At 35.0% G+C, this 14628-nt stretch carries 13 protein-coding genes and 1 pseudogene; 4 read left to right on the plus strand and 10 right to left on the minus strand.

Annotation, left to right across the window (positions count from 1 at the left end):
• Positions 1-76: 76 nt before the first annotated feature.
• A complete protein-coding gene (locus PVA17_RS16415; protein WP_274068293.1) occupies positions 77-1471 on the minus strand; it encodes a UDP-N-acetylmuramoyl-tripeptide--D-alanyl-D-alanine ligase in 1395 nt (464 codons plus the stop codon).
• 149 nt (positions 1472-1620) lie between these two features.
• On the opposite strand from PVA17_RS16415, the gene PVA17_RS16420 reads away from it, so the two are divergent.
• Positions 1621-2823, plus strand: a complete 1203-nt coding sequence (locus tag PVA17_RS16420) for an ATP-grasp domain-containing protein (RefSeq protein WP_132362971.1) — start codon at positions 1621-1623, stop codon at positions 2821-2823.
• 87 nt (positions 2824-2910) lie between these two features.
• On the opposite strand, the gene PVA17_RS16425 is transcribed toward PVA17_RS16420, so the two are convergent.
• Both PVA17_RS16425 and PVA17_RS16430 read right to left on the minus strand, forming a co-directional pair.
• Complete coding sequence (locus tag PVA17_RS16425) at positions 2911-5166, minus strand: YheC/YheD family protein (RefSeq protein ID WP_274068294.1); 2256 nt, start codon at positions 5164-5166, stop codon at positions 2911-2913.
• 223 nt (positions 5167-5389) lie between these two features.
• Complete coding sequence (locus PVA17_RS16430) at positions 5390-5821, minus strand: hypothetical protein (protein ID WP_132362975.1); 432 nt, start codon at positions 5819-5821, stop codon at positions 5390-5392.
• Between the two features lie 448 nt (positions 5822-6269).
• On the opposite strand from PVA17_RS16430, the gene PVA17_RS16435 reads away from it, so the two are divergent.
• Positions 6270-6812 (plus strand): sigma-70 family RNA polymerase sigma factor, encoded by a 543-nt coding sequence (locus PVA17_RS16435; protein ID WP_132362977.1) that lies wholly within the window; start codon positions 6270-6272, stop codon positions 6810-6812.
• A 2-nt stretch (positions 6813-6814) separates the two neighbouring features.
• Complete coding sequence (locus tag PVA17_RS16440) at positions 6815-7876, plus strand: DUF4179 domain-containing protein (RefSeq protein ID WP_274068295.1); 1062 nt, start codon at positions 6815-6817, stop codon at positions 7874-7876.
• Positions 7877-7948: 72 nt separating this feature from the next.
• On the opposite strand, the gene PVA17_RS16445 is transcribed toward PVA17_RS16440, so the two are convergent.
• The 6 genes and pseudogenes from PVA17_RS16445 to PVA17_RS16470 form a co-directional block, all read right to left on the minus strand.
• A complete protein-coding gene (locus PVA17_RS16445; protein ID WP_132362981.1) occupies positions 7949-8284 on the minus strand; it encodes a DMT family transporter in 336 nt (111 codons plus the stop codon).
• A 14-nt stretch (positions 8285-8298) separates the two neighbouring features.
• A complete protein-coding gene (locus PVA17_RS16450) occupies positions 8299-8625 on the minus strand; it encodes a DMT family transporter (protein WP_132362983.1) in 327 nt (108 codons plus the stop codon).
• A 5-nt stretch (positions 8626-8630) separates the two neighbouring features.
• Positions 8631-9161 (minus strand): TetR/AcrR family transcriptional regulator, encoded by a 531-nt coding sequence (locus PVA17_RS16455; RefSeq protein WP_274068296.1) that lies wholly within the window; start codon positions 9159-9161, stop codon positions 8631-8633.
• A 283-nt stretch (positions 9162-9444) separates the two neighbouring features.
• Positions 9445-9750 (minus strand): annotated as a pseudogene (locus PVA17_RS16460) (hypothetical protein); the annotation flags it as partial.
• A 99-nt stretch (positions 9751-9849) separates the two neighbouring features.
• Positions 9850-11364, minus strand: coding sequence for an ABC transporter permease/substrate-binding protein (locus PVA17_RS16465; protein WP_132362987.1), 1515 nt, complete (start codon positions 11362-11364; stop codon positions 9850-9852).
• Positions 11357-12316 (minus strand): ABC transporter ATP-binding protein, encoded by a 960-nt coding sequence (locus PVA17_RS16470; RefSeq protein ID WP_132362989.1) that lies wholly within the window; start codon positions 12314-12316, stop codon positions 11357-11359. Before PVA17_RS16470 ends, PVA17_RS16465 begins: the two co-directional genes overlap by 8 nt.
• Positions 12317-12900: 584 nt before the next feature.
• On the opposite strand from PVA17_RS16470, the gene PVA17_RS16475 reads away from it, so the two are divergent.
• The gene (locus tag PVA17_RS16475) at positions 12901-13719 is read left to right on the plus strand and encodes a glucosaminidase domain-containing protein (RefSeq protein ID WP_274068297.1); all 819 of its coding nucleotides are present in this window, start codon (positions 12901-12903) and stop codon (positions 13717-13719) included.
• 50 nt (positions 13720-13769) lie between these two features.
• Here the strand turns inward: PVA17_RS16475 and PVA17_RS16480 are convergent, their stop codons facing one another.
• Positions 13770-14294, minus strand: coding sequence for a hypothetical protein (locus tag PVA17_RS16480; protein ID WP_274068298.1), 525 nt, complete (start codon positions 14292-14294; stop codon positions 13770-13772).
• Positions 14295-14628: the final 334 nt, after the last annotated feature.

Here is a 14628-nt window from a genome sequence, read left to right on the forward strand (position 1 = left end):
TATGCATTTCTAGCAATTAACTATAAATATGCTCTTTCTAGTAAATGATAAAAAATAATATTTATTTAGGTGAAATCTAATCAGAAGTTGAAGATTTTTTTATTTTTAAATCATCTGCCAACTTAGAAACTTCTTTACTATACATATCACCTTTAATGAAAAGAACTGTATTTTCATCTACAATTTCTTCTAATAATTTATAGACGCGCGTACTATTTTTAAAAATATACACCGGTGAACTCATTCCTGCCTCAATGGCGTGAAGCGCCATAATACTTGCATGTTCTCCTATCGTAATCAGTACATCGACTCCAATTTCACTAATTAATTCTCCCGCTTGTTCGTGAATTATATATCCCCAAGATCCTAAATCTGTTATCGTCCCAATAACGGCAATCTTTTTCTTGCCTTCTCCAAGAGCCTTCAAAACCTTTAATCCTGCCTCCAAAGAAGTAGTCGTTATATTCCATGTATCATCTAGTAATATGGAATTATTAATGCCCTTAAACACCTGAAGCTGCTTATTTAATTTTCGGAATGATTGCAGTTGTTCAGCTACTAAAGAAATCGGCAAACCCATTTCACAAATTGCTGCAATTGCCGTGAGCGCATTATATACTTGATGCTCGCCAAAACCTGGTACATAGATTTCATAGAGTTTCTTCTTGTGATAAACATTGAACAGCATACCATTTTTGTGGTAGCGAATATTTCTTGCCTGAAAATCACAGGATTCATGCTTACCTACTTTTATAATGCGTCCTTGAAACTTCGATAAATCTATTTTACTGGTGTTGACATCATCAGCATTAAGGATTAAGGAGCCTGTGGGACTAATAATGTCCAGCATTTCACCCTTTGCTTGGATATACCCCTCTAAAGTTTTACAATAATTTAAATGGTGTGCCCCAATATTTGTAATAATCCCAATAGTCGGCTTGAAATAGTCCCCCGCAAGTTTAATGTCCCCCGGTGAACCAACAGCAGTTTCAAAAACGGCTGCATCGGTACGATCATCAATATTCAGTAAATATTGTAAAGAAGCAGTTCTAGAATTACTACTAAGTGGCGTGGATACTACATTTTTTTCTGCAGAAAGGATATGTTTGATCATTTCCTTCGTCGTCGATTTACCAGAAGTACCCGTAATGGCTACTACAGGGATATTAAATTGATTACGATAAAAATTTACAAACTTCCAATAGGCCTCATCTGAATCTTCTACTCTAATCATAATTATTTGCTCAGGTAATTCATTTTGACTGTATGGTCTATCGGTTACAAGCACTATAGGATAAAGTGACTTATACTCTTTCCAGTTCACAATACGCTTATTTGTAAAAAGGGCGGTATTTGGTTTTTTCACTTGCTTCAGTCGATAAGCTCCATGTTGAATCAACACTTCGTCCGACCCTTGCACTAATTGGCCTGCAGTTATCGCTTTTAAATCCTGCACCGTAAGAGGCTTCATATCAATCTCCCCTCCTTTCTCCTCTAGTATATGTAACTTCTTAAAAGTTGCTTGGATGGATGCAAGATACATAACTAGAAGAAATCTATTTCTTCGCATATATATATAGTTGATTAAGTATCTAACGAACAATAGAAGGAGTGATATAACTGAAAACAATTATATTTATCGGCACTAACAAATCCGGGTCAAGTCGTGAAGCAACAAAAGCAGCAGAAAACCTAGGTTATTATACTGTCCTTTTTACAAACAATAAAAAGCAGTTACAACAGAGAAAAGCCTACCCAGATATTCATAAAATGATTCTTATTGATACTTCGAATATAGAGGACATGAAAGATGAAATTTATAATTTAACTAAAACTGGGTTAGAAATAAAATCTATTGTTAGTTTTGTCGATCCTTTTGTCCATATTGCCTCAATTTTATGTGATGAATTTTGCGATAACTATACATCTTCAACAGCTATCGAAATAATGGAGGATAAAGAAAAAACGAGAAATTTTTTAAAAAACCAGCCTTATTCTCCTAAGTTTTTTCTTCTCAAGCCAAATGAGTCCTTCTCTAATAACATTGAATTTCCACTTATTGTGAAATCTCCAAAATCAACAGGCTCCAAAGATGTATTGTTAGCAGACGACTCAGAGCAACTGAAGAAACATCTGAGCCATCTGCGCAGCAAAAATCCCCGTGAAACAATAATGATTGAAGAATATATCGAAGGCCCACAATATTTAGTAGAAGCACTTGTCTATAAACGGCAAGCTAATATCATCGGTATTATTGAACAAGAAATTACTCAAGGTAAACGTTTTATCATTACTGGTTATGGTGTTCTCGTTAAAGCTCCGAAAGAAATTCAAGCAGGCCTTGAGGAAGTTCTTCAGTCTATTGTTAAAGCGTTTAACATCGAAAATGGTGCTCTGCATTTAGAGCTTCGTTTAACAAAGAATGGCTGGAAGCTTATAGAAATTAATCCGCGAATCTCAGGGGGAGCAATGAATACGATGCTACACGCCGCCTTTGGATTTAATTTAGTGAAAGAAACACTTAAAGTATTTTTAGGTGAGCGTCCCGATATCAAACCAAAGCATAGAAAGTTTGTCTATACAAAATACGTCATTGTGGAAAGTAAAGGGATTTTAGAAAAAGTTATTGGAAGAAATAAAGCAGCTCATTCACCTGGAGTTGTGGATGTATATGTGAAGCCGAGAAGAGGGACATTGCTAATCCCTCCCTTATCGATGGGACATCGTTATGCATATGTAATCGCGGAAGGTGCCACATTAGCGGAAGCTAAAAATAAAGCCATTAACGCCGCAAAAGAAATAAAGTTCATTCTAAAATCTTAATTTCTTTCAATGCTTTCATTATTTAGCTATAAAAAATATCCCGAATAATTGTATCCTTCAAAAGGTCAATTACTCGGGCTTTTTTATTTATTCTTGAAATTTTTGATCTAAAAATTTCACCGTATCAAACATATTCGTTTTACTAGCACCCTTTACTAAAATGGTATCGTGAGGTTGTATCACTTGCTCTAAGAGTTCATGTAATTCATCCTTATTCAGGAAATGATAAATTTTAGACGGATCCATCCCTACTGCCTTCGCTGCTGCGCCCATTTCCTCCGTTCTAAAACCATAAGTGATGAATAAATCTATGTTATGCTCGTAAATGTATTCGCCCAATTTACGATATTCCTCTTCTCTCAAATCCCCTAATTCTCGCATTTGACCAATAATAGCAATTTTACGTTTCTTCGCTATATTTGTAAGAACATCAATAGCAGCACGTACGCCCTGAGGATGGGAGTGAACGGTATCGTCAATAACTGTAATATTATCGCGACAGTTATAAATTGTTAATCGTCTAGGTGGTTTTTTGAAATTTAGCCCTGTTTTAATATCTGCTGGACTAAATCCTAAATAATCTGCAACCGCAATGGCATTGAGTGCATTATATACATGATGTTCTCCTAAAATTGGGATATACATTGCAATTTCCTGCCCATGCAGCTTTATTTTAAAGGACATACCAATGTCTTTATATTGAATATCATAAGCTTGATAGTCCGCTGTGCTATGAATACCTACTGTTAGGATTTTTCCTTTAAACTGCTGTGTCTCTAAATACTTAGAATTATCATCGTCCTTATTCAGGATTAATAAACCGTTTTGATCCATCCCATGTATTAATTCCGATTTCGCCTTGGCTACTCCTTTAATATCTCCATCAAAATTACCTACATGAGCCAAACCGATATTTGTAATGATACTAATATTCGGTTGGATAATGCTACAGTGATTTGTTATGATACCTGGATAAGCCATCCCATACTCAAGCACTACAGCCTCATGTGAAGCATTAATTTCTTCTTTATGTTTTTTCGTATGCTCTGTTGTATTCCAATAATCTTTTGACTCAAAGATATTCCATTTTACCGATAAAATGGAGGCAAGAAATGCTTTTGATGTTGTTTTTCCAGCACTGCCGGTAATCGCAATAATCGGTAAAGCCTTTTCTTTTGCTATAGCTTTTTGTTCTGGTAAAGCTTTTTGTTCTGGTAATGCTTCTTCTAAAGATTCTTCTACTAAAGCCCTTTCTTCAGATGAATCTTTAATTTTCCTATATTGCCTGATTTCCCTTTTAATATGCTTCTGGTTCTTAGCAAGGTACATTGCATACCTTATAGTATTGATGACCACATCTAATTCTAAATAAAAAGCTGGAGGGCAACCTGGTCGCCAGTTCACTTCATACATCCAAATTTTCCGTTGTTCATCTAAGCCTACATCAATGCCAATTTCATCAATAACTTCTCCAAATTGCGTCATCTGGATTTCATCTAAATGTCGAGCTAGTGATAAGGAAAAATGCTCTAACATACGCCGAATATCATAAGCATCTTCTTTAAATTCCTGCTCTAAAAATGGATCTAAATAATTCGTAAAACCACCGTTGTTAATATTCGGTATAATCGAGCCATTTGGTGCAATTCGCGGATAAATCGTCGTTATAACCCATTTACCTTCACCGTTTTTTTGAACATGTAGACGAAAATCGTAAATTTGACCTGATTTTGTTTTGGAATGAATATAGGGTTGCACGATAAAGGTGCCTGTAGCAAGTTGCTCTCTAATTAACTCATCTAGCTTTGACTGTGTACATAACGTAGTTTCCCTATCCTTCTTTACCTCAAAGTTAGTTCTTCCTACTTTCGAAATAAAATAAATCCCTTTTCCCTTCCGGCCATCTATCGGTTTAAATACGACTTTTTTATAAAAAGCCATAAATTTATGGAGTAATTCAACATTTTCAACAACCTCAGATGGAATTAAATATTTATCAAATTCCTTTGCCTCTTTAAGTCGCTTCATGACATTCCATTTATTCCCTATAGAATGAGTTGTAAAAGGTATTTCCTTTTTCAATTTCTCAATAATATCCTTTGATACCGATAATTTTTCTGGACTTCCTGCATTGTATATAACATCCGGGAAGGGCATCATTTTTTCATGCCAATCACCATTTTCATATACCTTTCCTCTAATGGAACGTTTATCAAAGTCAACGCTTTTTGGCGTAAAGTAAAAAAATTGAGCGCCTTCTGCTTGTGCAACGGCCGCAAATGCATATGACTTTAGAACAGTTCTAGGATCTAGCCGATGATGCAACATTCCAATAATTGTCATCCATTAATCTCTTCCCTTCATAGGATTCTCTCTCTAATAAATTCAATGACTACAACGTGCACCTAGACAGATGCTCTAATTTTCATGTTATTTTAGTCGTATTTTCGGCTTTGTGCTTAGGCTGCACGAAGGACGACACGATGTCGGTCATTTCAGTAATGCCAAAGGCTAATATCTTTTTTAGCCCCTTCGATTTCCGTAACATCCGCCGAAGGGTTTAGCTTCACCATTTGGGCTCAATGATAAATTTCCCTTTTAACATGTCAGGCTTTAATAACTGAATTGCAGATATACCACTTAAGTCAATGGATTTTTCTGAGGATGTTCGCTCTAATCGGACAACCTCTGCTATTAAATTCGTATCATGTCCTTCATAATCATAGGCTCGCAAAAGTGAAACTGTTCCGCGGCAACTTTCTCGATCAATAGCCTCTATGCGAAAAAACTCTGTTTCAAACTGCTTTACAGTATCCATCAACCTTAAATGACTGCCGTTGTGTGTTATTAAAAAAAAAGGAATCGTATCGCCTCCCACTAATTTCACAAGAAGCTGACCAAAATATTTAGAATGAAAATCCTTTATCATATCCTGGAGTGCTTTTATGTCGTAGAGCGCTTCACATAGAAAATGTTTTTTTTTGTTTTCATTATTCATTTCCTTCGCTCCTTCCAAGTCTTAATAAGCCATTTCTCAAAAATTGTTTAAATTTACTAACATTGATACTAGTGGAAGATCAACTGCCATGAACGAAAGTTTCACTTTATTCAACATCCTCTCGTTATAATATGTAAAGACAAGGAATATGATAATTTTTTTTCGGATAAAACTGGTCATGTTGATTGCATATGTATGCTCCAAAGCAGAGTGAAAACATTTACACTATTTTTACGCAATCTTCGTAAAATATGACGAAAAATCAAATTAATTTAAAAAAGTTTTTTTCCAGGATAGCTTTCAATAAAAAAAATCGTATTTAATAGTGAACGATGAAATAGATGCCTCACCTGTTTGCCTTGATAAGTTTTCGGATAAACAATAGTTCTATTCACTGGCTATTCAAGCAAACTGGTAAGAAGCGACTAAACTTAGAAAGGAGTTTGTTATGAACATACAAGCTGAAAATGTCGTTTATGAACTACAACATCACAATGAACATGCTTTACATTTCATCATTGAGCAATATGGTGGATTACTACGAAGCATCATCACTAAACACCTCTTTCCTTACTTAGAAGAAGTTGATGAATGTTTGGATGACACACTACTTGCTATTTGGGAGAATGGTGAATTTTTCGATGAAGCGAAAGGATCTTTTAAAAATTGGATTGCGATCATTGCTAAATATAAAGCGCTGGATCGAAGAAAAAAATTACAACGTTATAATGAACGCTACATTTCAACCTTAGAATTTGAAGAGTCTTTCACAAATACTGAGAGGACAGAATTAGAGGACGTCGAAGAGCTGTTACAACATTTATCTGTTGAGGACCAATTATTATTTAAAAAATATTATTTAGATAATGTAAATTCCAAGAACATTGCAAAAGAATTTAATGTGTCTGTCCCGGTTATACATAACAGACTTTCCCGTGGACGTCATAAACTTCGTGCATTAAAACAAAAATGGATTACAGGGAGGCTATAAAAATGAGTGAATTATTTAAACTATTTAATCGAGCAAAGATTCAAACAGAAAAATATGATGAAACCCCGTTGTCAGAAATAGAAATTGCACGTATAAAAAAACGTCTACATTCAAAATTGAAAACTCAAACATCAAAAAAGAAGAAGCTTACTATTTTAAGTGGGGTAGGTGTCGCTATGCTTGCCACTACAATAGCCATTTCTAGCCCAAATGCACTTGCTAAATTGCCCATAATAGGTAGCTTTATTGAACAATATATGAATCACCCAGATGTAAATGACGAAATGTATACAACGTATAAAAATATAATCGGACAAACAAAAGAAAATAAACATGGAACCTTAACGTTAAATGAAGTTATGTTAGATCAAGGAGAACTTTTCATCACGACTACTTATCATAGCAATAAACCCGTCCCAAACTCGGAATATCTTAAAATTAATAAGCACCTTCCAGACACAGATTACCTGCCCCTTTTCCCTGAAATAAAAATAGATGGGAAGGAAGTAGAGTCTGGGTCAGGAGGAGGAGCAGGTAATGATCAAATCGATGACCAAACATTTGTCATTTATAGTTCAATTAGCATTCCAAATATAGAGCTTTCTAAGCCACATGACATTCAGTTTTCTTTTAAAAGCGATAAACTTAGTGACCCTTGGGAATTTAATTTCACTGCCACAGGTGAAGCCATTGCGGCTAAAACAACAGAAACCATGATTAATCAATCTTTTTCTTTACCGAACGGACAGAAAGTTGTAGTTGAAAAAATTACTCAATCACCCGTTTCATTAATTCTTTATTATCATATGTTTCCGGCGCCTGACAAGACAATGGATTATGATGTCCAATTTAGATTATACGACCAGAATAATAATCAGTTAGGTCAATCTGCTTTTAAAACAATGCTCGAAAATTCTACACTTCGCTTCCAGAAGGAAAATATGGAGCCAATAACAAATATCACACTCGTTCCGCACTCTATTAATGTAAAAAGTGGCGTTCCTCACAAGGATGTTGTCAAAGTGTTTCATGAGTACACAATTACTACCCAATTGAACAAATAATTAAGCCTACCAATCTTGAAAATATAAAAAAGAAAACGTCCAATTTGACAATGGACGTTTTCTCTTTAGACGTTACGTTGTGGCATTATTTTGACTCCCATGATTTAGTAGAATAACTCCACCAATGATTAATGTAATGCCTAAAGCCGAGTAAAGATTAAAAATATCTCCCCATACAACAATTCCCACAATGACTGTTAATGCTGTGCCTACACCGGACCAAACGGCGTACGCAATGCTTAGTGGTAGCGTTTTTAAACATAGAGATAATGAATAAAACGAAATGCCATATCCAAATGCGACAGCTATTGAGGGGCCTAGAACTGTAAATGCTTCTGAAAACTTAAGCATCGTTGTTGCAAATACCTCACTGACAATGGATAACGTTAAAAATAAATAACCCTTCATTTACAAATCCCTCCTTAATGTCCGCCACCTGCAAGGTTAAGAATAACCACACCGACAATAATTAATAGAATACCGATAATTTTTTTTAGATTGAATAATTCCTTATAAAAGACTATACCGATGACCGCCGTTAGCGCCGTTCCTACTCCTGCCCATATCGCATATGCTGTACCAATTGCTATAGATTGTAATGTTAATGATAGAAAATAAAAAGCTGTTCCATATCCAACTACTACACCCACTGACGGTAGTAATCGTTTAAAGCCATTTGTCAGTTTCAACATCGAGCTAGCAAAAACTTCTGAGATAATTGAAATGAATAAAAAACCAAAAGCACTCATGTATGTTAGTCCTTCCTTGTCATGTGCATTAATTGTTCAAAGACACCGTCAGTCGCCTTAGCGGAAATCGGTGCGATATTTAATAGTTTCGAATAATACAATCCATCAATCGTTAACCGAATCAGATGAACAATGGATTCCTCCAAACCATCTTGGAACAATTCGTCTAGTAAACAGTCATAAACTGTTGAGATGGCTGAATGGTCATTTTGCATAATTTGAATCGCAATATTTAAGGATGCCCCGTTCGCGAGATCTTTTTGTGATGCGAAGATAAATGCTCTCGTCAATCTCCCTATCCCTTGCTCAAGGGTTGCTAAATGTTCATAGGATTGTACAACCTCATTTAAAATCGTCTCAGCGATTGCAGTTTGCAGCGCATCCTTCGTCTTAAAATGATACAATAATCCACCTTTGCTAATATTCGCTTGACTAGCTATTTTATCTAAAGTTAAAGTACTTAAATCATTGCCCTTTAAATAATCAATCGCCGTTTGGATAATATGTGAACGTTTTAAATCTGCTTTTGATGACATATAATCGCTCCCTTTAAAAATAAAAAAAACCGTCTGGTCGGTCTTTTTATATTTTATAGCTCTTATTCGACATCGTCAATTACAATGCCAAAAATTTGGGGATCTGATGCTGGATGAACTTGTGAAAACAACACGTCGGAACATAGTAACGAGGAGATTGAGCCAAGCCCATGGAAAGCGCCAGTTCGTAATAAAAATCAACCTATGCTTATAGCTACACAAAATTTCGGATTCATTCTTTTGTCACCAAACTAAAGCCCTCTCAAAAAATTGAGAGGGCTCGTTAAATTAGCGATTCTTTCCGTCGTTCCCTATTTCGGTAAGATAAGTGTTTCTTTTTTGCTTTTGAAGTATCCTCCGCTCCCTTATTTCGGATAGGATCTAATTCAATTTCAAAAGCTTTATCTTTCCAAATTTTTTCATATTGCTCTTGATCTAATACGAATACTTGTAATAGCTCGCCAGTTTCTCCAGCTTTAATAACTTCATTCTAATTGTAATTTAATAGCATACCTTTGCTTAATGAATATTGCTTACCATCATTAACTGTCATTTTGATGACATAGATTATATTCCTTATCGATATGTCAACGTATAGCTGCATTGCTCTCTTTTAAATCCGAGATAAAAAAAAGCTAGAAAAGATAAGCCTCTATTTTCTAGCTACTTATACCAGATTATTTTCGTCTTATAACAATCCTGCCTTTGTTAAATAGTCTCGTGCCACTTCTTCTATGTTTTGGCCTTTTACATTTACTCGATAATTCATTTCGCGCATCTCATCATCTGTTATTTGATTTGACAGCTTATTTAAGGCTGTTTCAATCTCAGGATATTTTTCTAACGTCTCTTTCCTTAGTAAAGGAGCCCCTTGATAAGGTGGGAATAGTTGCTGATCATCTGCTAAAACTTGCAGATGATATTGACGTATTTCACTATCCGTTGAATAAGCATCTAATAAATCTATATTTCCTGATTCGATCGCCTGATATCTAAGCTTCGGCTCCATCGTTGTTATGTTAGAAAGTGTCATACCGTAACGCTTTTGAATACCCAAATAACCATCTTCTCGATCATTAAATTCCAATGTGAAACCTGCTTTTATCTTTTCTTGGATAGGCTTAATGTCTGAAATTGTTTGCAAATCATAAGTATCAGCCATTTGTTTCGATACTGCCAATGCATACGTATTGTTATAGTTCATCGGACTTAGCATCACCATGCCAAATTTATTCATCATACCTTCTTTAGCCTGATGATAAACATCTTCCTGATTATTATTAATAGCTTCCTCTTTTAAAAACTCTGAAATTGCCGTTCCAGTGAATTCTGGATAAATATCGATGCTGCCAGATTTAAGTGCATTAAAAACAAAGGATGTTTTACCCAGTCCAGGTTTTAATTGCACCTTTAAGTCTGTTTCATTTTCAATAAGCATTTTATACATATTAATAAGAATCTCTGGCTCAGAGCCAAGCTTACCTGCAATGATAATTTCTTCTTTCTCTTTGAAGTTTAGTAATGGGAAAATCATCATTATTAATGCCACTATACTAATAATACTTAATGCCGAAATTGTTTTTTTAAACGACAGAGATTCTAGTTTTTTTAGTAAAAAATCGAAAACTAATGCTAAAATCGCCGCAGGGACAGCCCCTAAAATAATAAGTGCGGTATTATTTCGGTCAATTCCAAGCAAAATGATATCCCCTAATCCCCCAGCCCCGATTAATGCCGCTAAAGTTGCCGTTCCGACGATTAATACCATAGCTGTTCGAATCCCTGCCATAATTACAGGCATAGCAAGAGGCAATTCTACTTTCACTAATCGCTTTCGCGTATTCATCCCCATCGCCATCGCAGCCTCTTTTAAAGACGGATCTACTTCGTTTATCCCAGTAAATGTATTACGTAAAATCGGAAGAAGTGCGTAAACAACTAAAGCAATAATTGCGGGTACTTTTCCGATGCCAAACAACGGAATCAACAACCCTAATAACGCCAATGAAGGAATCGTTTGTAAAACTGCACTAATACCGATAATACTTTCTGCTATTTTCTTTTTATTCGTTAAATAGATTCCTAGAGGGATAGCAATCACTACTGCAAGAAATAATGCAATGAATGAAATTTGAATATGCTCGACTAATGATGCCAATAGCTGGCCTTTTCGTTCGTTAAACACACTAAAAAAGTTAGCCATTTAAATTACCTCTTTCCAAGGAATCATGTGCTAGATAACGAAGCATCGTTGCTCTCGTGACAACACCAATTATTGTCCCGTTCTCTTCCACACTTAAACATTCATATTGAGCTAATTTTTGAAGAATGGTATGCAAAGAATCTTTTGAAGAAATGGTATTCTCCCGATTACTTTGATGAACCTCATCAGCAATTGGTCTAAGTACAGCTTGGATATGAAAAGTCCCATACTCTTTTACCCCAACAAATTCGCGAACAAAATCATTAACAGGCTTGTCTATGATTTCACGTGGAGTACCAATCTGTATAATTTCTCCATCCTTCATTACACATATGCGATCACCAAGTTTTAAGGCCTCTTGCATATCATGCGAAACAAAGACAATTGTTTTTTGTATCGTTTGCTGAAGCTCGAGAAGATCATCTTGTAATTTTGTGCGGCTAATCGGATCTAAAGCACTAAAAGGCTCATCCATTAAAATGATTTCGGGATCAGCTGCTAATGCACGAACAACACCGACCCTTTGTTGTTCACCACCAGAAAGCTCTTTTGGCTTCCGCTGACTATATTTGTCTGGTGCAAGTCCTACCATATCCAATAACTCACCAACTCGTTGCTGGATTTGCGCTTTACTCCATTTCTTTAATTCAGGCACAACAGCTATATTTTCTTCAATCGTCATATGGGGAAAAAGAGCAATTTGTTGTAGGACATAGCCGATATTCCATCGTAATTCATGAATGTTGTAATCACTAATTCTTTTACCATTAATGCGAATAGTTCCTTCTGTTAAATGAATTAATCGATTAATCATCTTTAATAAAGTTGTTTTTCCACAACCACTCGGTCCTATAAGAACAAAAAATTCTCCTTTTTTAATCTCTAAATTAATAGTTTTTACTGCGACTTGATCATTTACATATTTTTTTGTGACATTTTCAAATGCTATCATTGTATAAGCTCCTTTTAGTAATGTGCCTCCAATGTTAGTTCAGAATGGACATCACCTTCAAACATTTGCAAAAATTACCTTAATCATTTTAGCAACAATATATATTGACTTAATGTTTTAATCTAGAAATAAACTACTATTTTTATCCTCTTCATTTCATATACGTTCAGCATAGTAGGTCTAGAACTATCTCTTTTAAAAGGGACATCGAGTTACTATATATATTTCACTAACTAAAATCACTTTAAACTTAATTTTTTGTTTTATATCAAGACATTGGTCCTCTTGACGCTCTCCTCTATTTGTCTCATAATTTCCATAGAAAATCGTATACTGTTTTTGAATACAAATAAATAACCTTCCATAAAGATTTCCTTTCAAAATGACTAACTTCATAAATGATCACTCTATTATTTTTGATTTTTTAGTAATGATTGTAACTATATTTTAATGGGTCTTTCATTTCTCGATTATGCTGGAAATTAAGGAACTAAATGAGGGGTTTTTTCGTTCTATGAATGATGTACTCTATTAAATAAAACTGACTTTATTTCTATTTATAACTCTGTAATAATTAGAAATATATGAACCTCGTTATTGGCAAGAAAGGAGGAAGATGTGGTAATCTACCAACATCAATAACAATGAAATACTTCATTAATTTTTTCAAAGTTCTTATGATTACTGTTATTGTTATCTGTATTTCATTTTTTATGGTGACACAATTATTCAATACTCATGAAACTAAAGAGCCTGGCGTTGTCGATAGCAGCCCTAGTGTAGAAGAGTTTATTGGCTCTATTGCTGAAATTGCTCGAAAACAAGGTTCCGATAATGACCTGTATGCATCGGTTATCATTGCGCAAGCGGTGTTAGAAAGTGAGCATGGACAAAGTGGCCTTGGATCCGCTCCAAATAACAATTTATTTGGTATGAAAGGCAGTTACCAAAATAACTCCGTAACAATGGAAACATCTGAGGATGATGGTTCGGGTAATATGACAAAGGTGAAGGCTGCATTTCGCAAATACCCTTCCTATGAAGCTTCTATACAAGATTATGTGAAATTAATGCGCAATGGGGTTTCCTGGAACAAAAATTTCTATGCAGGCGTTTTTAAAAGCAATACAAAATCCTATACAGATGCTACGAAGTTTTTAACAGGCTCCTATGCAACAGATTCACGATACAATGAAAAGCTAAATGCAGTGATAGCAAAGTATGATTTACAACAGTATGACAGTCCTGTGAAAGATAAAAAAACAATTACTGTAGCTGATGGTGACTCTCTTATGCATATTGCAGAGGCTCATAATGTTAAAGTTACATCCATAAAACAATGGAATCAGCTTCGCTCTGATAGAATTGAAGCCGGTCAACAATTAAATATTTATAAATATTAATATAAAAAATCTCCATGAATAATTATAGACATGGAGATTTTTTTCTTATACTAACTTATTAATCTATAAATCACAGTTTCTAAATCAAAGACTCGTTTATTCAAAGCGTAAGTTCTACCTTCTACCTGCTGAGCAATTTTTTCAGTAAACTCACCTAAATTTTCGATAATATTTTTCTGAAGCTCTGCTTGTCCAATTTTAAGTTCATATACATCACGCTTAAGTATTTGTACATCACTTTTAAGTTCATGCACATCATTTTCAATTTTATCTAAGCGCAGTTCAATTCCGTCAAAACGTTTGTTCATTCCGACTAATTGATGATCCATATTTTCAAAGCGAACGTCCATTCCATCTAGCCGTTGGTCAATTCCATCAAATCTTTGATTAATAGTCTCAAAACGTTGGTCGATTGCGTCAAATCTTTGATCAATAGTCTCAAAACGTTGGTCGATTGCGTCAAATCTTTGATCAATAGTCTCAAAACGTTGGTCAATTCCATCAAGTCGCTTATGCACTGGTGTTAATTCTTCTTTTAAAACGGAACGTAACAACTCTTTTAACTCCAGATTCAATTCATATCCCCCAATCCTCTAAATTTTGATTTCATTATAGCATAATGCAAATAGGTTATCTCTATCAATAATTTCCCGAGTCGTCTCAAAGATTGAAAAAAGAGAAGCTACGTCTAGCTGAGGGCACTGAAAAACTTACGTTTTCATAAAAGCGAACCTTTCTTAGATAAAAATAAGGCACTTCTTGTTCAATTTTGAACAGGAAGTGCCTTATTTCTGTCTCTATTCCTTATTCATTTTCGTTTAATAGCTTTAATATCCGTTTCAAATTGACAGCGAATATCGTTGTAGCACCTTGAATTTCCATGCCAAATAGACCCGCAGTCGATGCGTA

Source organism: Lysinibacillus sp. CNPSo 3705 (assembly GCF_028674935.1).
Classification (GTDB): Bacteria; Bacillota; Bacilli; order Bacillales_A; family Planococcaceae; genus Lysinibacillus.